Raw genomic sequence first — 20,226 nt, 5'->3', positions numbered from 1 at the left:
GACGGCTTGCAAAACAGTCCGGGGCCACGAGGCCCCGGATAGACCCCGACCAAACGGACAGGCCCATGCTGTTGTTCATCCTCCGCCGCATCCTGATCGCGATCCCGACACTGATCCTTGTGTCGATGTTCGTCTTTGCCTTGCAGAAACTTCTGCCGGGTGACCCGATCCTTGTGATGGCGGGCGAGGATCGCGACCCCGAGGTGATCGCGCTGCTGCGCGAGAAATACCGCATGAACGAGCCGATCCCGATGCAATATCTTTACTGGGCCGCTGACGTGCTGCGCGGCGATCTGGGGATCTCGCTGCGGACAAACGAGCCGGTGCTGAGCCTGATTGCGTCGAAACTGCCGGTGACGATCCAGCTTGCACTGATGTCGATGCTGTTTGCCTTTCTGATCGGTATTCCCGCCGGTATCCTGTCGGCTGTCCGCAAGGGCACATGGGTGGACTGGCTGGCCAATCTGGTGGCCTTGTCGGGCCTGTCGATCCCGAATTTCTGGCTGGGGATCATGCTGATCCTGCTGGTGTCGGTCAATCTGGGGTGGCTGCCAGCGTCAGGCTATGAAAGCCCCTTTGTCGATCCGGTGAAATCGTTGCAAACCATGATCATGCCCGCCTTTGTGCTGGGCACGGCGCTGGCGGCGACGCTGATGCGGCATACAAGGTCCGCCATGCTGGGCGTGTTGCAGGCCGATTATGTCCGCACCGCGCGCGCCAAGGGGTTGCGGGGGCGGGTCGTGATCCTGAAACATGCGTTCCGCAATGCGGTTCTGCCGGTTGTCACCCTGTCGGCGCTGCTGTTCGGCGAATTGCTGGCGGGGGCTGTGCTGACCGAGCAGATTTTCACCATCCCCGGTTTCGGCAAGCTGATCGTGGATGCGGTGTTCAACCGTGACTATGCCGTGGTGCAGGGTGTTGTGCTGTGCACAGCCGTCGGCTTCATCCTGATGAACCTTGTGGCGGATGTGCTTTACGTGATCCTGAACCCCAGACTGAGGACCGCACAATGAGCGCTGTCGCCGATCCGTCTGTCAGAACCTCCAGTCGTGCGTGGCGCAAGCTGCGTGCCAATAAAAGCGCGCTGGTGGGGGCCTTGATTGTCGCGCTGTTCGTGGGGCTGGCATTGCTGGCCCCGATCCTGCCGATTGCCGATCCGGCGGGCACCGACTGGGGGGCGATCCGCAAGCCGCCATCGGGTGCGGCATGGATGGGCACGGACGAGATCGGGCGCGATGTGCTGTCGCGGATGATCTGGGGCGCGCAGGCCTCCTTGCTGGCGGGGGTTGTGTCGGTGCTGATCGCCGTGGTGATCGGCGTGCCGTTCGGCCTGATCGCGGGCTATTTCGGCGGCTGGACCGATAGCATCATCAGCCGCGTGACCGAGGCGCTGCTGGCCATGCCGTTCCTGATCATGGCGATTGCGCTGGCGGCGTTTTTGGGGCCATCGCTGACCAATGCGATGATCGCTATCGGCCTGTCTGCCGTCCCGATCTTTATCCGCCTGACTCGCGGGCAAGTGCTGGCCGTCAAGACCGAGGATTATGTCGAGGGCGCGCGCGCTATCGGTCTTGGCCATATCCCGATCATGACACGTTATATCCTGCCGAATGTCTTTCCGCCCATTCTGGTGCAGGCAACGCTGACCATCGCGACCGCGATCATTGCCGAGGCTGCGCTGTCCTTTCTGGGTCTGGGCCAGCAACCGCCCGCGCCAAGCTGGGGCTCGATGCTGAACACTGCCAAGAACTTCCTGTCCCAAGCGCCGTGGATGGCGATCTGGCCGGGGGCGGGGATCTTTCTGGTGGTGATGGGATTCAACCTGATGGGTGACGGGTTGCGCGATGCGCTGGACCCGCGCGAACATTGATTTTCTCGGGAGGAAACGAATGACTGCCTTTACCACGCGGCCTGAAATTCTGGGCCGTTTCGGGGTTGTGACCTCGACCCACTGGATTGCCTCGGCTGTGGGCATGAAGATGCTTGAGCAGGGCGGCAATGCCTTTGATGCGGCTGTGGCCACAGGGCTGGTGCTGCAAGTGGTCGAGCCGCATCTGAACGGGCCGGGCGGCGATATGCCCGCGATCATCTATTCCGCAGCGACGGGCAAGGTCGAGGTGATCTGCGCCCAAGGCCCGACACCTGCGGGTGCCACGATTGATCATTACAAAGCGGAAGGGATAAAGGTCATCCCCGGTGACGGACTGCTGGCCACGGTCATTCCCGGCGCTTGGGATGGCTGGATGCTGATGCTGCGCGATTACGGGCGGTTGAGCCTGCGTGATGTGTTGGAGCCCGCGATCTTCTATGCCGCGCAAGGTCATCCCGTGCTGCCGCGTGTTGCGGCAACGATTGCGGGGCTGGGGGATTTCTTCGCCAAGGAATGGCCGACATCGCATGAGACATGGTTGCCGGATGGCAAAGCGCCGGAACCTTGGGGCAATGTCACCAACCCCGCGCTGGCAAATACATGGACGCGCATTCTGGCCGAGGCCGAGGCCAAGCAGGGCCGCGAGGCGCAGATTGATGCGGCGCGCGATGCCTTCTATCGCGGCTTCGTGGCCGAGGAGATCGCCGCCTATCTGGCACGCGCCGAGGTGATGGATGCCTCGGGCCGCAAGCACAAGGCCGTGCTGAGCGCGGATGATCTGGCGGGCTATGCCGCGCATGTCGAGGCGCCGCTGACCTATGACTATCACGGCTGGACGGTTGCCAAATGCGGGCCCTGGACGCAGGGGCCGGTGTTCCTGCAAGCGCTGGCGCTGCTCAAGAAGTTCGATCTGTCGGCGATGGACCCGATGGGTGCGGATTTCATCCATCATGTCGTCGAGGCCAAAAAACTGGCCTATGCCGACCGCGAGGTTTATTACGGCGATCCCGATTTCGCGCGCGTGCCGCTCGATGTGCTGCTATCCGACAGCTATAACGCGGACCGTGCCAAGTTGATCGGCGACCGTGCCAGCATGGACCTGCGCCCCGGAACGGTTGCAGGTTTCGAAGATCAGGCGGCGCGCACGATGGCGCTTTTGTCCGCCCTCAGCCGCACGGATGAGGCGGTGTATGAGCCAACAATGGCGCATCTGTCCGAGAAGAAGGGCGATACCGTCCATATCGACGTGATCGACAACGAGGGAAATATGGTCTCGGTAACACCATCGGGTGGCTGGCTGCAATCCTCGCCCACGATCCCCGGTCTGGGTTTCTGTCTGAACAGCCGCGCGCAGATGTTCTGGCTTGAACCGGGATTGCCCACATCGCTGGAGCCGAACAAGCGGCCACGGACCACGCTGACGCCTTCGCTTGCGTTGAAAGACGGGGTGCCGCAACTGTGCTTCGGCACGCCCGGCGGCGACCAGCAGGACCAGTGGCAGTTGGTGTTCTTCCTGCGCTACGTCCATCACCAGATGAACCTGCAAGAGGCGATTGATGCGCCGCTGTTCCATTCCACGCATTTCCCGTCGAGCTTTTACCCGCGCTCGCGCGAGCCGGGGATGATCATGGCCGAGAAAAGCTTTGGCGCTGCTGTGCTGGACGATTTGCGCGCGCGCGGCCATCTGATCACCGAGGCCGAGCCCTGGACCGTGGGCCGCATGACCGCCGCGCGGCGCGATCCCGACGGGTTGTTGCGGGCGGCGGCGACGCCCCGTTTGATGCAAGCCTATGCGGTAGGACGCTGAGCCATGACCTATTCCATCGTAGCGCGTGACCCTGCTACCGGCCATCTGGGCATCGCGGTGGCCAGCCGCTTTTTCGCGGTGGGCTGTGCGGTGCCCTTCCTGAAAGGGCGGGTGGGGGCAGTGGCGACGCAGGCTTTCGTCAATCCGACCTACGGGCCTGACGGTCTGCGCCTGCTGGAGGCGGGCGCGCCGCCGGATGCGATCATCGGGGTCCTGACGGGGCGGGATGACGGGCATCCGAACCGGCAATTCCATCTGATCGACGCAAAAGGGCGGAACGCTGCGTTTACAGGTGCGAATTGCGTGGATTGGTGCGGGCATCTGGTGGCGGATGGCGTATCTGTTGCAGGCAATATGCTGGAAGGACCTGCCGTTATCGCGCAAACGCTGGCGGCCTATCAAGCCGCGATGGACAAGCCTTTGGCCGAGCGGTTGCTGATCGCGATGCAGGCGGGCGAGGATGCGGGCGGCGACAAACGCGGCAAGCAATCGGCCTGTCTGGTTCTGTATCGCGATCAGGACTACGCGTGGCTGGATATCCGCGCTGATGATCACGGTGATCCCTTGGCCGAGCTGCGCCGCCTTTACGCTGTGGCACAGGAACGGTTCCTGCATGTGGCCGAAACCATGCCGACACGCGAAAACCCGCACGGCATGGTGGACCGGACCGCGATTGACGACACAATCGCTAGGCTTGAGGCAGAGCGGATCGCGGCGGGCCGACCCACGGCGTCACATATGGTGAACAAGGGCTAGGTTCGAAGAAGCCTGCCTTCATCGTCGACCACCGCAAGCTGGCCGTCGGCACTATCCCAGCGCCAGAGCACCAGATTGAGGTTGACCACCCCCGTGCCTTGGGCAAAGCTGCGGACCAGACAGCCTGCGAAACCGGCCTTGATCAATGCCCTGGCAAATTCCTGCGTGGGAACCTTGCGCCCGTCCAGCATCGCAGCGCGCCAGCCCTGATCGGCCAGTGCCTCTGGCGTCATGTCATACGCGGCAAGGGCCTGTGCCTCGCGGGTGTCGAAAACCGGTCCCAGATCGGCGCGGTAGCTGACCAGCGTGGTGGGTTGCAGATCGCCGACCTGATTGGCCTCGCGCAGCGCGGTGACAGGATCAAGGGCGGTATAAAGCGTGGCGACCCCCTTGGGGTTGAACCGGCCGCCATAAAGGGCTGCCCCGCGTCCCGACAGCGGATCGCGGGCATAGACAGGGTTCAGTGCGCGGTAAAGTGGGCCCTTGTAGCGCCCTTTGACCAGAGGCATCAGGCGTAGACGCCCGCATCTACCGCGTCGATATAGTCGAGCACCTGCTGGGCCTTGCCATCCTGCACCAGTTGCATCGCGGTGCGCCCGTCAAACCCCGCAAGCGGTTCCGAACGCAGCCACGCATAGGCCATCAGTTCCGAGCCAAAGCGCGGCTCCACCTTGTTGAGAAGTTCGACCAGTTCGCGCAAGCGGCGTTGCGTCCGATCCGACTGGATACGCGCGCGGCGTTGCAGGGCATCTTTGCCCAAGCCGACCGTCATCGCGATTTCTTCACTGCTGGTCCGCAGGATCGCGGCAATCTTCTTGGGCTCGAACAAGCCGCACTCAGCATATTGGGCGATCGTCATATCTGCTTCCTAACCGGTCATACTGACGGTAAATAGCGTCAAAAGCACCGGATTACAAGCCTGCAACGCTGCGATCCCGCTTTGTGGCGGCGGCGCGCAGAAAGGCGATCTGGCGCAGGGCCGTCAGCGGTGACACGGTGCGCGAGATATCCCGCAGCATCGCGATGTCGGCCCGAACCCCTGCCAGCCATCCGCGTTTGCTGGATTTCGAAGGGCTTGCCACGTTGTTCCATCTGACAATGGCGATCGGCAGACCTGCCGCCCTGATGCGGTTGTTCAGAAATACCTCAAGCCCGAAGCGGGGCAGGTCCGGCAACTGGTGTAGGCAGGGTGTCAGCAAAGCCATTGGCAGCACCCGTTCGCCGGTGATGTAATCCACCCCCAGCCAGTGCCACAGGCGTGGGGCATTGCCGCGCAGCGACAGGCTCACGTCGGTCTGCCGACGCAAAACGGGGGCGATCAGGCGTGTCAGGTCGGTGGGGTGAAGCCCTGTCAGATCGGCATCCAGCAACATCACATGGCTGGTGCCGACCTGTGCCAGCGCTTGCGCCAGTGCAGCGGTCTTTCCGCGATTGGGGTGCAGGCGCAGCACTTCGGCGCCCGCATCCTGCGCGATCTGCGCGGTGCCGTCAGTCGAGCCGTCATCGACCACGATCACGCAGGCAATCAACGGATGATGCAGGGCGGCGCGCAGCACGGCGGCGATGCGCGGGGCCTCGTTGTGGGCAGGGATCAGGCATGTGACTTCAGGGGTCATTCGGCACCTCTTTTCCGGTTGATGATCATGAAGGTGATCGCGATAGCGGCACAGGCCAGCACCAGCACTGTGCCGCCCAGAAGCCAGTTGCCGACACGGTCCGCGATCCGGCCGAACCACCAGCCCAAAGCCAGAAAGAAGGCCACTTTGGGCAGGGTTGCCAGTAGGTTCAGCGCAAGGAAGCGGGCAAACGGCATGCGGGCCATGCCTGCGGCCAGCAAGACGGCAAACCCTGCCGAATGGGTCAGCTTGCCGATCACCAGAAGCCGCCCGCCCTTGGCGCGAAATCCGCGCAATACCCGTGCCAGCCGCCGCCGTGTCACACCGAACACCGACAGCCACGGCAGCGCCATGCCTGCGCGCCCCTGACGACCCAATGTATAGAGCAGGACATCACCCGCCAGATCGGCCAGCACCAGAACCGCATAGACCTGCGGCAGGCGGATCAGCCCCAGCTTGGCCAGATAGCCCGATATGACCGAGATCACGGGACCTTCCAGCAGGGCGAGCGGGGCAATGACCAGCATCCCGTAGTGGCGGACCAGCGCGCCGAGATCGGCCTCGGTCATCGCATCACGCGGCTGGCAGGGCGGTATTGCCTGCGGTCGGGTCCAAGGGGGTGCCGCGCCATTCAAAGCCGCGCCTGAGATAGGTGGCCAGCCAGATCGCAGGCATCATCAGATCGCGCAGGATAAAAAGCGACAGTGTGTGCCAGCCGGTCGGCCAGCCTGCACGCCTGTTCAGGCCAAGCTCGGCCTGATACCATATCGCGGCATAGCCTAGTCCCCACAATGGATTGAGATCCTGCGCCAGCGATGCGGCAAAGGCGAAGGTCACAGGTAATAGCGCGCCGTTGAATATCTCGAACATGAACAGCAGCGGGAAGGCGTCGCGCCTGATCCTGCTCCAGCGCAACTGACGGTCCCAGACCTGTTTCAGCGACCGTTTTCCGATAGGCTGGCCCGAGGGCAGAGGTGTCAGGCTGACCCTGCGCCCCATCTCGCGCACGACCCGCGTGGCGGCGGCATCTTCGGCCAATGTCTGACCCAGCAGATGCAGGCCGCCTGCATGTTCCAGCATGGGTTTGTTGAAAAACAGGGTCTTTCCCTGCGCGAAACCCATGCCCGCGCTGGCTGCGGCATGTTGCAGAAGTGCCTGATTGCCGTTCAGAAACGCGCATTCCAGATGACCTGCCATGTTCTGCGGCATGATCCCGATGGGCGGGGACGAGACAAGCCCCGTCGAGGACCCCCATGATCCGACCACATTGGCCAGATAGTTGCGCGGCAGCGTCAGGTTGCTGTCGGTCATGCAGATCCAGTCACCGGCGGCCTGTTGCCAGCCTTTCCAGACATTATTCAGCTTGGGATTGCCGGTCTTGCGATCAAGACCGATCAGCAGGCGGGCCGGAATGTGCGGATGCTGCGCGATCAGGCGGCGCACAAGCGGGATTACCGGATCATCGGGAGTTTGCGCGCAGAAAATGACCTCGTATCGCGGATAGTTCTGATGGAAGGAGGCGCGGAGGGTTTCATCATCGAACGGGTCCAGCCCGCAGACAGGGCGCAGCAAGGTGACAAAGGGCTGTCCGATGACGCTGCCCACAGGATCAGGGCGCGCAAGGCGCAGCAGGTAAAGGGCGACGGCGCCCAGATGCAGGAGCAGAAGCGTCACAGCGGCAAGCGTCAGTCCAAGCGCCATCATGCCATTCCCCCTTGTCCGAGTGCCTGTGCCCTGCCGGTTTCGGGGCTTTCTGCCGGTCGTCCCGACAGAAGGCTGAGGGTGCCGTCATGCGCTTCGGCCAGTGCGGTCATGCTGTCCAGCCAGTCCCCGCAATTGGCGTAGATCAGGCCGTGATCCTCGTGCAGGTCGGCGATGTGGAAATGTCCGCAGATGACGCCTTGCACATCCAGACGCCGCGCCATTTCGACCAGTTGGCGTTCGTGTTTGCGGCTGCGGTAGAGCATGGCGTTTACACCGCTCAGCAGGGTTTCGATCGTGCTGCGGGCCTCGGCGGATGTTCCACGGCGCAGCACCGACAGGCCGCGATCCAACCGCCGTAAAAGGTGGTCGACCCGGCTGCCGAACCGCGTCATGGCATGCGAGCGCACCATCCGCGCATCCACGATATCGCCATGCAGCACCAGATAGCGGCGTTTGTCGGGGCTGGTATGGATCAGGTGGTCCTGCACTGTCACGTCCAGCCGCTTGGGTGCAGGTGCACAATTCGGATCGGGGTCATGGTTGCCGCGCAGGTAGTGGATAGTGGCGCCGCTGGCCTGCCGGTCTTGCAGATGGGTCAGCACGCGCTGCGCCTCGTCCGTCCAATGCGGCAGAAGCGGTTGCCACAGGTCCAGAATATCACCGGCCAGAACATAGGTTTCGGCACGGTTGGCTTGCAGGAAGGACAGGATCAGATCGGCCCTGCTGCCAAGCGCGCCAAGATGCAGATCAGACAGAAGAAGCGTTCTGTGAAACCGCAGGGGGTGGGCCATTGCTGCTGCTCCTTGCCTCTTCGGGACATTTTGGGCGCAGCATCGGCGGGCAAGGCAACGGGAATATGACAGTTTTGCTGCAATGCAGCGACAATAACGGGAAAAGGGCGACCCTTGCGGGACACCCTTTGTCGGTCATTCGTTTAAGTGCGCTGTCCGGCTTTGAATCAGCGCTTGCGCGGACGGTGTGTGGTGTAGAGATCCCATGCGGCAAGCAGCACGGTGAAACCGATCACCACAATCAGATCCAGCCGGGGGACATGGATCAAAAGGATCGCCAGAAAGGCGACAAGCACGAGAAAGGCAAACACCGCCATCACTTTATTCATTTGTTCAACTCCGCTGATCCAGTGTTTCCAGATGTGTCGCAAGCCAACGCGCGGTCCGCAACAGGCGCGCGTCATCGCCGCGCCGTCCGACCAGTTGCACGCCCATCGGCAGGCCGTTTTCTGCCGTGAACACCGGCAAGGTGATTGCGGGCATTCCGCCCAATGTCCAAAGACCATTGAAGATCGCGCTGCCGGTATCGTCAAGTCCTTCGGGGGCAGGGCCAAGGGCCGCAGGGCACAGGATCGCGTCACAACGGGCAAAAATGGCATCAAGACCGGCGGTCATTACCTCGCGCCAGTCAAGCGCCGCGATATAGTCGCGCGCCAGAACGGTTTTGCCTTCGTCAATCGCGGCTGTCAGCTTGGGCGACATCAGATCACGCCCGCGCCGTTCCAACCCATAATAGCATTTTGCCATTTCCGCGAAGTTGATGCGCTGACGAATGGCAGCAACCTCGTCCAGGCCGGGCAATGGCACCTCGAAGCACTGGTCGCCCAGAACCTCGGCCAGTTCCTCGATCGCGGCTGTCATCTGCGGATCGGCTTGATCCCAGCCGGGCGGTTTGGCAAAGGCAAAGACAGGCGTGACAGGGGCCTTGGATTGCGCCACCGCCAGCATGCGGGGCATTGGCAGCGGGGCTGTCGCGCTGTCGGCGGGGTCGTGACCTGCCAGCACCTCGGCCAGAAGGGCGCAATCCTCGATGCTGCGGGCGAAGACGCCGACAGTATCAAGGAAGGGCGATTGTGGCAGGATACCCGTGCGCGGGATCAACCCGAAGCTGGGCTTCATGCCGACGATCCCGCAAAAGGATGCGGGCCGGATCAGCGAGCCGCCGGTTTGCGTGCCAATCGACAAGGGCACCATGCCTGCCGCGACAGCCGCGGCGGACCCCTGCGAGGAACCGCCCGGCGTATGCGCGCCATTATGCGGATTGCGGGTCTTGCCCGGATGCATGAAGGCGCATTCGGTCGTGACCGTTTTGCCCATGATGATCGCACCCGCAGCGCGCAGACGCGCCACGATCCACGCATCCTCAGACGGCACTCGTCCTGCGTCGATGGGGGTGCCGTTCTCGGTCGGGATATCCTTCGTGTCGATGATGTCTTTCAACCCGATCGGCAGACCGTGCAGCGGGCCCAAGGGTTTGCCGGACTGACGCCATTGATCCAGCCGTTGCGCCTGTTGCAACGCATGGTCACCGTCAAGCCATGCCCAAGCGCCGACCTGTGGTTCAACCTCGGCTATCCTTACCAGACAGGCCTCGACCAGATCAACGGCACGCAATGCCCCCGAGGTAAGGCGGTCACGGAGTTCGACCGCCCCCAGCCCCAGAATGGCCTGCGCCTTATCGCTGCGGGCCATAGAAGGCGTCCGGCAGGCTGAACACGATTTGCGGGAAGTTGTACATCAACACCATCGCGATCAAAACCATCCCGCAATAGGGCAACACACCCGCGAAAATTTCGGTCAGCTTCACAGTCGGTGGCGCAATCCCTTTGAGATAATACGCACTCATGGCCATAGGTGGCGTTAGGAAACTGGTCTGCAGGTTCAGCGCGACAAGCACACCGAAGAACAGCGGGTCAATCTCGAACAAGGGCAGCAGCGGCAGGAAGATCGGCACGAAGATGATGATGATCTCGGACCATTCCAGCGGCCAGCCCAGAAGGAAGATGATCAGCTGTGCGATGATCAGGAACTGGATCGGCGTCAGGTCCAGCGACTTGACGAATTCAGCGATCACATGTTCCCCGCCCAGATAGCTGAACACGGCCGAGAAGGTGTAGGAGCCGACAAAGAGCCAGCAGACCATCGCGGTGGTTCGCACCGTCAGATAGACGCTTTCGCGCAAGCGGTCGAAGGTCATCGCGCGGTAGGCGATGGCCAACACGATGCCGCCCAAGGCGCCGATGGATGCCGCCTCGGTCGGGGTTGCCAGACCGAACAGGATCGAGCCCAGCACCGACAGGATCAGAATAGCCAGCGGCAGGAAGCTGGTTGCCAGCATCCACAGCATCTTGCCAAGCGGCACTTCGGGCAGTTCTTCCTTGGTGGGCTTGGGCGCCAAAGACGGTTGCAGGATCGACCGGACAACGATGTAGGTCAGATACAAACCTACCAGCACCAGACCGGGATATAGCGCGGCCGCGTAAAGCCGCACGATCGACACACCCGAGGAGGCCGCATAGACGATCAGCATGATCGAGGGCGGGATCAGGATGCCCAGGGTGCCGCCCGCGCAGATAATGCCGGTGGCAAAGCTGTGATCGTAGCGCATCTTGAGCATTTGCGGCAGCGCCAGCAGGCCCATCAAGGTGACAACTGCGCCGACGATGCCGGTGGCGGTAGCAAACAGCGCGCAGGTGATCAGCGCGGCCACACCCAGAGATCCGGGAACGTTGCGGGTGGCCACGGCCAGCGTGCTGAACAGCTTGTCCACGATATTCGCGCGTTCGACGATGTAGCCCATGAACAGGAACAACGGAATCGCGGTCAGAACCTCGTTGGAAATGACCGTGTAGGTCTGGTTCACAAAAAGGTCGAATATTCGGTTGTTATAAAACCCCTCGATCCATAACCGTGTCGAATCCCACCATCCGGCGTCTTCTTCCAGCCGGTTGAAGGCGCGCCACATGCGGGAAGGCTCGAAATAGGCGTAATAGCCAAATGCGATGCCGATGGCCATAAGAGTGAACGCAATGGGAAACCCAAGGAACACGCAGAAAATAAAGATGCCAAGCATGGTCAAGGCGATCTGGGGATCGGTCACGGCATGGACTCCAAAACTGGAAGGTCAGGAAAGGGTGGCTTGATCGTCAGACCATCAGAGCTGGTCTTGAGGTTGTTTCTGCGCCATTTCTTTCATCAGGAGTGTCTCGGTTTCCTCGACATCCGATGCCAGCGGGGGCCATGTGCCTTCGCGGATGCAGATGATGCAGCGGAAAACCTGCGCGACGCCCTGAATCAGCAACAGGATACCTGCTGCGACAATGACGGTCTTGAACTGGTAGATTGGAATGCCCGCCGGACTGTTGACCGAAACCTCGGCATAGCCCCATGACCGGCTGGCATATTTCCAGCCAGTAAAGACAAGCGCCAAAATGCCGGGAAAGAAGAAAAGCACATAGAGTGTCAGGTCGACCTTGGCCTGCGTGCGGTCGGACCACAGCCGATACAGGAAATCGCCTCGCACATGGCCGCCACGCGACAGGGTATAGGCACCCCCCATCATGAACAACGTACCATACATGATAAAGCTGATATCCAATGCCCAAGGTGTCGGGCGGTTGAACAGGTAACGAACCATGACTTCATAGCTCATTCCGACCGTCATCAGGATGACCAGCCAGCCAAAGGCCTTGCCGAACCATGCTGAAAGACTGTCGGCAAATCGGATGTAGTTCAGCATTACGCAAACTCCGTGCGGGACGCGTCACAGGCGAAGGAAGGCGCAGGGGTCACCTGCGCCTTCCGGCTGATTAGAGTTTCAGCTTGCCCGGGAAATAGTGCTCGAACGCCAGACCCAGATCGGGTGCGTTCATCAGCTCGTAATAGGCGACCTGTTCGGCCCACGCGCGCTGGCTGTCCATGACCTTCTTGTTGAAGGGATCGGTTTCCAGATCCGCGATCAGGGTATCCCATGCGGCCAGCTGTCCGGCAAGGATGTCCTTCGAGGTGCGGTGCACGGTCACGCCGGCATCGGTCTGCAACTCTGCCAGATCCTTGGAATACTCGCGCATCGCCAGAGCGGTGTTCGAGGTGGACGAAGCTTCGACCGCATGTTTCAGGATCGCCTGCAGATCTTCCGGCAGGTCCTCCATGAAGTCGCGGTTGAACAGGAATTCGAAGGATTCGGACGCCTGATGATAGGATGACAGGTAGTAGTTCTTGGCCACATCCTGCGCGCCGAAACGACGGTCGGAGGAGGGGTTGTTGAATTCGAATGCGTCGATCACGCCACGCTCCATCGCGGGGACGATTTCGCCACCGGGAAGCTGTGCCACGGACATACCCATGCTTTGCAGCAGGTCAGCCGCCAGACCCACGGTGCGGTACTTGAAACCCTGAAGGTCGGCGACGGTGTTCACTTCGGATTTGAACCAGCCGAAGGGCTGCGCGGGCATCGGCATACCCATCATGCCGATCACGTTCAAACCAAGGATGTCCTGCGTCAGTTCGCGGTACAATTCCGCACCACCGCCCTGATAGAACCATGCCTGCATGGTTGTGGCCGAACCGCCGAAAACCGGACCTGTGCCGAAGAACGACGCGGCTTTGGATTTACCGTACCAGTAGACAGGCACGGTATGCGCGGCGTCGATCACGCCGTCATGCACAGCGTCCATGACCTGAAACGCGCCGACAACGGCACCGGCGGGCAGCAGGTCGATGGTCAGACGACCACCCGACATAGCCTCGACGCGGGCGGTATATTCGCGCGCCATATCCATCCAGATGTCCGACGCCGGCCACGACGTCTGCATCTTCATTACGATCGGCGCTTGGGCCAGAACAGCAGGGGCAGCAAGCGCGCTGGCTGCTGCGGCAGACCCGCCAAGCGCACCCTTGCGCAGGAAAGAACGGCGCGAAAGCCGCGCTGCATCACGTGTATCAGTCATTGGTGTCCTCCCAGACGATGAAGTCGCTTAGTGCGACATGCAATCGACCCCCATCCTAAATCGGAATACCAAAAATGCAATAGCTGGTAAGAAAACCTGACCAGATTTCCGTTTCACGCTCTCGCAGGGCCGATCATGCCACCCGGTCGCCGGGTTCTTGTCCGGCGAAGAACGCATCCAGATTATCAAGCGCCCTGAAGCCCATCGCATCGCGGGTTTCTTCCGTGGCCGAGCCGATATGCGGCAACATGAAGACATTGGGCAAGGCCGACAGTGCCGGATTTCCACCCGGTTCTGTCTGGAACACATCCAGCCCCGCCGCAAAGAGCTTGCCCGACCGGAGTGCCGCGACCAGCGCATCCTCGTCGATCAGTGCGCCACGGGCGGTGTTCACGATAATGGCGCGGTCCGGCAGCAGGGCCAGCGTATCGGCGTTGATGATTCCCTTGTTCTGCGCCGTGGCAGGGCAATGCAGGCTTAGCACATCCGATACGGCCAGCAGGCTTTCCAGCGTGTCATGGAAGACCGCGCCCTTTTCCAGATGCGCGGGCAGGCGGCTGCGGTTGTGATAGTGCACTTCCATCCCGAAGCCGCGCGCACGATCTGCCGTGACCTGCCCCACGCGGCCCATTCCCAGCACGCCGAACCGTTTGCCGGTGACCTGACGACCCACCATGAAGGCGGGCGACCAGAAGTTCCACTGGCCGGACCGGACCATCGCATCGCCTTCGGCCCCGCGACGCGCAGCCCCCAACATGCACAGGATCGCGATTTCTGCCGTCGCGTCCGACAGCACATCGGGCGTGTTCGTCACCACGACCCCTGCCGCCTTCGCTGCGGCCAGATCGACGTGATCGGTGCCCACCGAATGGTTGGCGATGATCCTGAGACCGGGGCCGATGGCGTCGATCACTTCGGCGCTGAAATGCTCGGAATGACAGGGCAGAACGGCATCCACCTTGCGGCAGGCCGCAACCAGTTCGTCGGTCGAGAACACCTTGTCATCGGGGTTGAGCATAACATCATAGTCGCGCGCGGCACGCGCCTCGACATCGCCGCGCAGTTTGCGCGTGATCAGCAGTTTCGGCTTGGCCATCGGTCTGTCCTTTGAACGGGTCCTGGGAACGGGCAGCGGGGCTGTTCAGCCCATCTTGCGAAGGCGCTGGATCAGGCTGGATGTATCCCAACGCCCGCCGCCCATTTTCTGCACATCCTTGTAGAACTGGTCCACCAGCGCTGTCACAGGCAGGCTGGCCCCTGTCTCATTCGCGGTATCAAGGCAGATGCCCAGATCCTTGCGCATCCAGTCCACTGCGAAACCATGTTCGAAATGGTCGTCCAGCATGGTTTTATAGCGGTTCGACATCTGCCAACTGCCTGCGGCCCCCTGACTGATCACCTCGACCACGGCTGCACCGTCCAGCCCTGCTTTCTCGGCAAAATGCAGCGCCTCGGACAGGCCCTGCACCAGACCGGCAATCGCGATCTGGTTGCACATCTTGGCCATCTGGCCTGCGCCGCTGTCGCCGATCCGGCGGCAGATACGGGCATAGGCGGCGATCACCGGCTCTGCCGCGTCATACTGCGCCTGCACCCCGCCACACATGACCGACAAGACACCATTTTCGGCCCCTGCCTGCCCGCCCGATACCGGCGCATCCACAAACCCAAGCCCTGCGGCCTGTGCTGCCGCAAACATATCGCGGGTCACGGCTGCGGAAACCGTGGTGTGATCGACAAAGATCGCACCCTTGGTCATGCCCGCAAAGGCGCCGTCATCGCCTGTGCAGACAGCGCGCAGATCGTCGTCATTGCCCACGCAGGCCATCACGAAATCCGCACCCTCGGCGGCTTCGCGCGGGGTTGTCGCCATCGCGCCACCATGCTGCTTGACCCAGGCCTCGGCCTTTTTGGCGGTGCGGTTGTAGACTGTGACCTCATGCCCTTTGGCGACCAGATGGCCTGCCATCGGATACCCCATTACGCCCAGTCCCAGAAATGCCAGTTTTGCCATCAGCCTCTTCCCTTGCATGATTGTCGTCGGAGTGTTTTGTGTCCAGCTAACGTGGCGATTGCAAGGGGCAAGCCATGAAAGATACATGTCAGGCACTTGTATATTCACGCCGCGCGAGTGCAGCAGGTATGTTGCGTGCCACGGGCAATCCCATGATTTCATTCAATATGGTGACAAAGGAAAAATCAGAATGACGCAACAGATCGTGCCCGAGACCGTCTTTCAGACGCGCGTGCGAAACCCTGCGCTGGGGGGTGAGAATCCGTTCGAATGGAAGACGATCACGGGCAAGGACATCTTTGCAGGCAAGCGCGTTGTGCTGTTTGCGCTACCCGGTGCCTTCACGCCCGCCTGTTCCGAAAGCCATCTGCCGGGCTACGAGCGCCACTTTGACGATTTTATCGCGGCGGGAATCGACACGATTGTCTGTCTGGCCGTGAACGATGCGTTTGTCATGCATCAATGGGCCAAATCACTCGGCATCCGAAACGTGTTTATGCTGCCGGATGGCAACGGCGATTTCACTCGCCTGATGGGGATGCTTGTCGACCGCTCCACCCAAGGGTTGGGGATGCGAAGCTGGCGCTATTCGATGCTGGTGGATGACGGGCGGATCGAAAAGATCTTTGCCGAAGCGGGCTTGCGCGACAATCCCGCCGGCGTGCCGGTCAAGGTATCGGGTGCCGAGACCATGCTGGCCTATTTGCAGAACAGTTGAGAACTGATGCTAGGACCGCCCCGCAAATGCGCGGGGTGGTCTTGTGCAAAAGCCCTGTCGTCAGGCGACGGCATGCGCGATAGCGCAGCGTTTCCACAAGGTGGTCAGGGCCGCAACCAGATGGTCGATATCGGCATCCGAATGGAAGGGCGAGGGCGTGAAGCGCAAACGCTCGGTCCCTTTCGGCACGGTCGGATAGTTGATCGGCTGCACATAGATGCCGAAATCTTGCATCAGGATATCCGCCAACTGGCGGCATTTGACAGGGTCTTTGATCATCACCGGAATGATATGGCTGTCATTGTCCAGATGCGGGATACCGGCGCGGTCCAGCATGGCGCGCAGGCGTGCAACCTGCTGTTGCTGGGCCAGACGTTCGGCGCTGGAGTTTTTCAGATGCACGATGCTGGCGCGCGCGGCGGCAGCGATAGCGGGCGGCAGGGCGGTGGTGAAGATGAACCCGCTTGAAAAGGAGCGGATGAAATCGCACAGCGCTTCCGAGCCGGTGATATAGCCGCCCATGACGCCAAAGGCTTTGCCAAGCGTGCCCTCAATCAGGGTGATGCGGTCCATCAGCCCATCGCGTTCGGCGACACCGCCACCACGCGGGCCGTACATGCCGACGGCATGCACCTCGTCCAGATAGGTCATGGCACCGTACTTCTCGGCAACTTCCACGATCTCGCGGATGGGGGCGATATCGCCATCCATCGAATAGACGCTTTCAAAGGCGACGATTTTGGGCGCGTTGGCGGGCAGGGCGGCCAGTTTCGCCTCAAGATCCTTGGGATCGTTATGTTTCCAGATCACCTTTTTCGCGCGGCTGTGGCGGATGCCTTCGATCATGCTGGCATGGTTCAACTCGTCCGACAGGATGATGCAATCGGGCAGGCGCGCGCCCAATGTGCCAAGTGCTGCCCAATTCGACACATAGCCCGAGGTGAACAGCAGCGCCGATTCCTTGCCATGCAGATCGGCCAACTCGCGTTCTAGCAGCAGATGCGCGTGATTGGTGCCCGAGATGTTGCGCGTGCCGCCAGCGCCTGCGCCAAAACTGTCCACGGCGGCTTTCATCGCGTCGATCACGACGGGGTGCTGGCCCATGCCAAGGTAATCATTGGAACACCAGACGGTGACCTGATCGGGGGTATTCTCGCCATGGCTGATCGCGCGCGGAAACTGGCCCCGTTTGCGCTCGAGCTCGGCAAAGATGCGGTAATTGCCTTCGGCCTTCAATGCGTCGAGCTGGCTTTGAAACAGGGCGTCGTAGTCCATGGGCGTCCTCATGTCTTATGTCTTTTCAAGGGGTAGGGTATTGGGGTGAGCGGGTTTGGGCGCGGGCAACATCCAGCGCCAGAGTTTTTCGTCGGGCAGCGGCAGCACCATCAGCCAATGCTCCAGCAAGGCCAGTGCGGTGATGGCGGTCAATAATGTGAAGCCGGTGATCGCGCCTGCCGTTTCCCCCGCCCACAGCCGTTCCAGCCAGCAGGCGGCGGCAAAGGTCAGCGCGGTGACCGAGAAGGGAAAGACCCAGTTCAGCCGCGACAGGCGGAAATGGCTGGGTAGATGCGCCAGTGCGCTTGGCAGGAATTCAACATTGATCTTGGGCACACCGAAAAACAGGTTCAGCTTGGCCGAGACACGGGCGAAGAACAGCACAACAAATGTCCACAGGCCAAAGGCGTTTTCCGCACCCCAGCCGACCAGCAGGATCAGGATCATCGTCGCGACCAGAAGCATCTCGTGATAGGCGATGGTGCCCCATGCGCGAATGAACCGCTCCCATTCGGGCAGTTTTTCGGGGCAGGGGCGGGCATTCGGGCCGGTGATGATGCCGGTCAGAAAGGCCAGTTCGATCCAGCCCCAGACAGCAATCGCCGACAGGAAGGCCAGATAGGCCCCTGTGACGGATGTATCGCTAAAGGTCGCGTAAAGCCCGTAAAGGCCGAGGCCGAACAGCGGCAGTGCCGCCCATGTCGAGATAGTGCAGGCACGCGCGCCATGCCTGTCGGCATAGCGCACGGCCATCAGGATCACACCGGTAGAGAACCACCAGACGAAAAGGGCCGAAAGGCCTGCGATCCATGGATTGTCGAACATCAGTAGGCGGGCTCCATCCGGGTGGACACAGGAACGGCATGCTTTTTCGACGGGATCGTGAACAGCGAGACAAAGGCCGCTGCGGCACGGGCCTGCGAGGTCAGGCGTGTGATCGCCGCCCCGAGTCCGGTCTGTGTCTTGGCACGTGCCAGATCGGCATTTGCCTTTTGCAGCCGCACCAGACCGCGCTGCCAGCGGGGGTGTTCGATATCCAGCGTGATCGGGAAGATCTGCTGCGACAGCGCCGATGTCTTGGTAAACACCTCATGGGCATACCAGTCGGGATCGACACCCAGCGCCTTGTGGAAAGCGGGCCGCTGGTGATCGCGCACATACATCGTGGAATAGACCGCCGTGAGGAAGAACTTGATCCACAGAACGTTGATTCCGCTGGTCAGTTTAGGGTCGGTCTTCATCAGCAGGGCAAAAGCCTCGCCATGGCTGAACTCGTCGTTGCACCATTCCTCGAACCATTTGAAGATCGGGTGGAACCGGAATTCGGGGTTCGCATCCAGATGGCGGAAGATCGTGATATAGCGGGCATAGCCGATCTTTTCCGACAGATAGGTGGCGTAATAGATGAATTTCGGCCGGAAATAGGTGTATTTCTTCTTCTGCGTCAGAAAGCCGAGGTTCACCGCAACGCCAGCTTCGCGCAGGGCGTCGTTGATGAAACCGGCATGGCGTGCCTCGTCGCGGGCCATCAACTGGAACAGTTGCGTGATGTCCTGATTGCTGCCGCGCCGCTTCATTTCCTTGTAAAGCACGCAGCCCGAGAATTCGGCGGTGCAGGAGCTGATCAGGAAATCAAGGAATTCCTTTTTCAACTGCGGCTCCATCCCGTCCCAGTCGACGTGATCCCAGTTCTCGTTCTTCTTGAAATGGCCACGGTTAGGATCGGCCTGCATCTGGGCGATCAACTGGTCCCATTCGGCACGAACTGGGCTGACATCGACGGCGTCAAGCTCGTCGAAATCGGTTGTGTAGAAGCGTGGCGTCAGCAGGGTGTCCTGCATGGCGACTTGCGTGGCGGTTTCGCTGTCGAATTTTTCCTGCGCGGCCTCTTGCGTGGCAAGCGCTTCTTCGACGGTGCGGGCATCGGCGGAATGCATGTTCATAGTGTCACCTCTTCCGAGAAGGAGAATTCGCACAATTCCATGAACTCGAAATCACCGGTCAGACGTGTCCAGAGCCGCTCGACCTTGCTGGCGCGGTAGATCGTGGCATCGCGCTGCTCGATCACCACCTCGCCGTAAGGGGCCATGATCTGCGGCCCGTGCACCTTGACCTCATCACCCGGATAGATCACGGCGCCATTGTTGAATTTCACGTGGGCATGCAGGCTTTCGAACCTGTGGCTCACTTCGACGGTGCAGGGGGCGTGTTCAACCTCTTTTGTCAGTAGTCCCATATCGGTTCCCTTTTCGATATCAATCCAGCAGCCTGGCGAAGGCTCTGGTGTTTGTCAGGCCGAACCCCATGAGGTCGGCGCTCCAGTTGGTCGTGTCGTCGTAAATGGCAATCCGGTTGCCTTCGGTGCGGACCAGCCGCACAGGGGCGTCAAGCGCGACACCGTGCTTGGTGCGTTCGCGCAGCAGCACACGGTAGACGCCTGAAATAAAGCCGCCCTGTTCGGGCGTCAGTTCGGCAATCACCTGTCCGTGGGTATCCATGACGCGGGCAGCCCCGCTCATGTCGCCGGACAGGATGATCATGCGTTCGGCCACAACCGGCAGCACCGGTGGCGTCGCTTCCAGCGGGCGGTTGGTCAGGGTGGCCATCGTCACCAAGGCCAGACAGGTCAGCACCACGGCAATCAGGGTGCGGCCCAGAAAGCGCGGGATCAGTTCGACCTCGGGCTTGGCGCGGTAGGGGTGAACGGGCATCGTCATGGTCTGATC

At 61.2% G+C, this 20,226-nt stretch carries 23 protein-coding genes; 5 read left to right on the top strand and 18 right to left on the bottom strand.

Going from position 1 to position 20,226, the window contains the following annotated elements; genetic code table 11:
• The first annotated feature begins 65 nt into the window (after positions 1-65).
• The 4 genes from K7H22_RS15105 to K7H22_RS15090 are packed head-to-tail and all read left to right on the top strand — an operon-like array spanning position 66 to position 4,433.
• The gene (locus K7H22_RS15105; protein ID WP_230801708.1) at positions 66-1,013 is read left to right on the top strand and encodes an ABC transporter permease; all 948 of its coding nucleotides are present in this window, start codon (positions 66-68) and stop codon (positions 1,011-1,013) included.
• Positions 1,010-1,870, top strand: a complete 861-nt coding sequence (locus K7H22_RS15100; RefSeq protein ID WP_230801707.1) for an ABC transporter permease — start codon at positions 1,010-1,012, stop codon at positions 1,868-1,870. The genes K7H22_RS15105 and K7H22_RS15100 overlap by 4 nt, the downstream gene beginning before the upstream one ends.
• Before the next feature lie 19 nt (positions 1,871-1,889).
• Positions 1,890-3,677 carry a gamma-glutamyltransferase family protein gene (locus tag K7H22_RS15095; protein ID WP_230801706.1) on the top strand — a complete coding sequence of 596 codons (1,788 nt, stop codon included), beginning with the start codon at positions 1,890-1,892 and terminating at the stop codon, positions 3,675-3,677.
• A gap of 3 nt (positions 3,678-3,680) precedes the next feature.
• On the top strand, positions 3,681-4,433 hold the full coding sequence (locus K7H22_RS15090) for a DUF1028 domain-containing protein (RefSeq protein ID WP_230801705.1): 753 nt from the start codon (positions 3,681-3,683) through the stop codon (positions 4,431-4,433).
• On the opposite strand, the gene K7H22_RS15085 is transcribed toward K7H22_RS15090, so the two are convergent.
• The 13 genes from K7H22_RS15085 to K7H22_RS15025 all read right to left on the bottom strand — a co-directional run bounded on the left by K7H22_RS15085 (position 4,430) and on the right by K7H22_RS15025 (position 15,507).
• Entirely contained in the window at positions 4,430-4,942 is a 513-nt protein-coding gene (locus K7H22_RS15085) for an RES family NAD+ phosphorylase (RefSeq protein WP_230801704.1), read from the bottom strand. The genes K7H22_RS15090 and K7H22_RS15085 overlap by 4 nt on opposite strands.
• A complete protein-coding gene (locus K7H22_RS15080) occupies positions 4,942-5,292 on the bottom strand; it encodes an MbcA/ParS/Xre antitoxin family protein (RefSeq protein ID WP_230801703.1) in 351 nt (116 codons plus the stop codon). The genes K7H22_RS15085 and K7H22_RS15080 overlap by 1 nt, the downstream gene beginning before the upstream one ends.
• A 52-nt stretch (positions 5,293-5,344) precedes the next feature.
• A complete protein-coding gene (locus tag K7H22_RS15075) occupies positions 5,345-6,049 on the bottom strand; it encodes a glycosyltransferase family 2 protein (protein WP_230801702.1) in 705 nt (234 codons plus the stop codon).
• Positions 6,046-6,618, bottom strand: a complete 573-nt coding sequence (locus tag K7H22_RS15070; protein WP_230801701.1) for a DedA family protein — start codon at positions 6,616-6,618, stop codon at positions 6,046-6,048. Before K7H22_RS15070 ends, K7H22_RS15075 begins: the two co-directional genes overlap by 4 nt.
• A 4-nt stretch (positions 6,619-6,622) precedes the next feature.
• Positions 6,623-7,753, bottom strand: coding sequence for a ceramide glucosyltransferase (locus K7H22_RS15065; protein ID WP_230801700.1), 1,131 nt, complete (start codon positions 7,751-7,753; stop codon positions 6,623-6,625).
• Entirely contained in the window at positions 7,750-8,544 is a 795-nt protein-coding gene (locus K7H22_RS15060; RefSeq protein WP_230801699.1) for a UDP-2,3-diacylglucosamine diphosphatase, read from the bottom strand. Before K7H22_RS15060 ends, K7H22_RS15065 begins: the two co-directional genes overlap by 4 nt.
• A gap of 167 nt (positions 8,545-8,711) precedes the next feature.
• Positions 8,712-8,873 (bottom strand): hypothetical protein, encoded by a 162-nt coding sequence (locus K7H22_RS15055; RefSeq protein ID WP_230801698.1) that lies wholly within the window; start codon positions 8,871-8,873, stop codon positions 8,712-8,714.
• A 4-nt stretch (positions 8,874-8,877) separates the two neighbouring features.
• Positions 8,878-10,236, bottom strand: coding sequence for an amidase (locus K7H22_RS15050; RefSeq protein ID WP_230801697.1), 1,359 nt, complete (start codon positions 10,234-10,236; stop codon positions 8,878-8,880).
• Positions 10,220-11,644: a TRAP transporter large permease gene (locus tag K7H22_RS15045; RefSeq protein ID WP_230801696.1), complete on the bottom strand. Its 1,425-nt coding sequence runs from the start codon at positions 11,642-11,644 to the stop codon at positions 10,220-10,222. Before K7H22_RS15045 ends, K7H22_RS15050 begins: the two co-directional genes overlap by 17 nt.
• Before the next feature lie 54 nt (positions 11,645-11,698).
• Positions 11,699-12,283 carry a TRAP transporter small permease subunit gene (locus K7H22_RS15040; RefSeq protein WP_230801695.1) on the bottom strand — a complete coding sequence of 195 codons (585 nt, stop codon included), beginning with the start codon at positions 12,281-12,283 and terminating at the stop codon, positions 11,699-11,701.
• Positions 12,284-12,353: 70 nt separating this feature from the next.
• Entirely contained in the window at positions 12,354-13,493 is a 1,140-nt protein-coding gene (locus K7H22_RS15035) for a TRAP transporter substrate-binding protein (protein ID WP_230801694.1), read from the bottom strand.
• A gap of 133 nt (positions 13,494-13,626) precedes the next feature.
• A complete protein-coding gene (locus K7H22_RS15030) occupies positions 13,627-14,589 on the bottom strand; it encodes a 2-hydroxyacid dehydrogenase (RefSeq protein WP_230801693.1) in 963 nt (320 codons plus the stop codon).
• Between the two features lie 45 nt (positions 14,590-14,634).
• A complete protein-coding gene (locus K7H22_RS15025) occupies positions 14,635-15,507 on the bottom strand; it encodes an NAD(P)-dependent oxidoreductase (protein WP_230801692.1) in 873 nt (290 codons plus the stop codon).
• A gap of 190 nt (positions 15,508-15,697) precedes the next feature.
• Between K7H22_RS15025 and K7H22_RS15020 the strand changes: the two genes are divergently transcribed.
• Positions 15,698-16,225, top strand: coding sequence for a peroxiredoxin (locus K7H22_RS15020; RefSeq protein ID WP_230801691.1), 528 nt, complete (start codon positions 15,698-15,700; stop codon positions 16,223-16,225).
• Between the two features lie 60 nt (positions 16,226-16,285).
• On the opposite strand, the gene hemA is transcribed toward K7H22_RS15020, so the two are convergent.
• From hemA to puhC, 5 genes are read right to left on the bottom strand one after another with little or no spacing between them, the layout of a single operon-like run.
• Positions 16,286-17,500: a 5-aminolevulinate synthase gene (gene hemA / locus K7H22_RS15015; protein ID WP_230801804.1), complete on the bottom strand. Its 1,215-nt coding sequence runs from the start codon at positions 17,498-17,500 to the stop codon at positions 16,286-16,288.
• A 15-nt stretch (positions 17,501-17,515) separates the two neighbouring features.
• Positions 17,516-18,325: a putative photosynthetic complex assembly protein PuhE gene (gene puhE / locus K7H22_RS15010; RefSeq protein WP_230801690.1), complete on the bottom strand. Its 810-nt coding sequence runs from the start codon at positions 18,323-18,325 to the stop codon at positions 17,516-17,518.
• Positions 18,325-19,443: a magnesium-protoporphyrin IX monomethyl ester (oxidative) cyclase gene (gene acsF, locus K7H22_RS15005; protein WP_230801689.1), complete on the bottom strand. Its 1,119-nt coding sequence runs from the start codon at positions 19,441-19,443 to the stop codon at positions 18,325-18,327. The genes puhE and acsF overlap by 1 nt, the downstream gene beginning before the upstream one ends.
• The gene (locus K7H22_RS15000) at positions 19,440-19,736 is read right to left on the bottom strand and encodes a hypothetical protein (protein ID WP_230801688.1); all 297 of its coding nucleotides are present in this window, start codon (positions 19,734-19,736) and stop codon (positions 19,440-19,442) included. Before K7H22_RS15000 ends, acsF begins: the two co-directional genes overlap by 4 nt.
• A 19-nt stretch (positions 19,737-19,755) precedes the next feature.
• Positions 19,756-20,217: a photosynthetic complex assembly protein PuhC gene (gene puhC / locus K7H22_RS14995; protein ID WP_230801687.1), complete on the bottom strand. Its 462-nt coding sequence runs from the start codon at positions 20,215-20,217 to the stop codon at positions 19,756-19,758.
• Positions 20,218-20,226: the final 9 nt, after the last annotated feature.

Origin of the sequence: Seohaeicola saemankumensis (assembly GCF_021021435.1) — a bacterium.
Classification (GTDB): Bacteria; Pseudomonadota; Alphaproteobacteria; order Rhodobacterales; family Rhodobacteraceae; genus Seohaeicola.
This window is presented reverse-complemented; position numbering and strand designations above follow the sequence as displayed.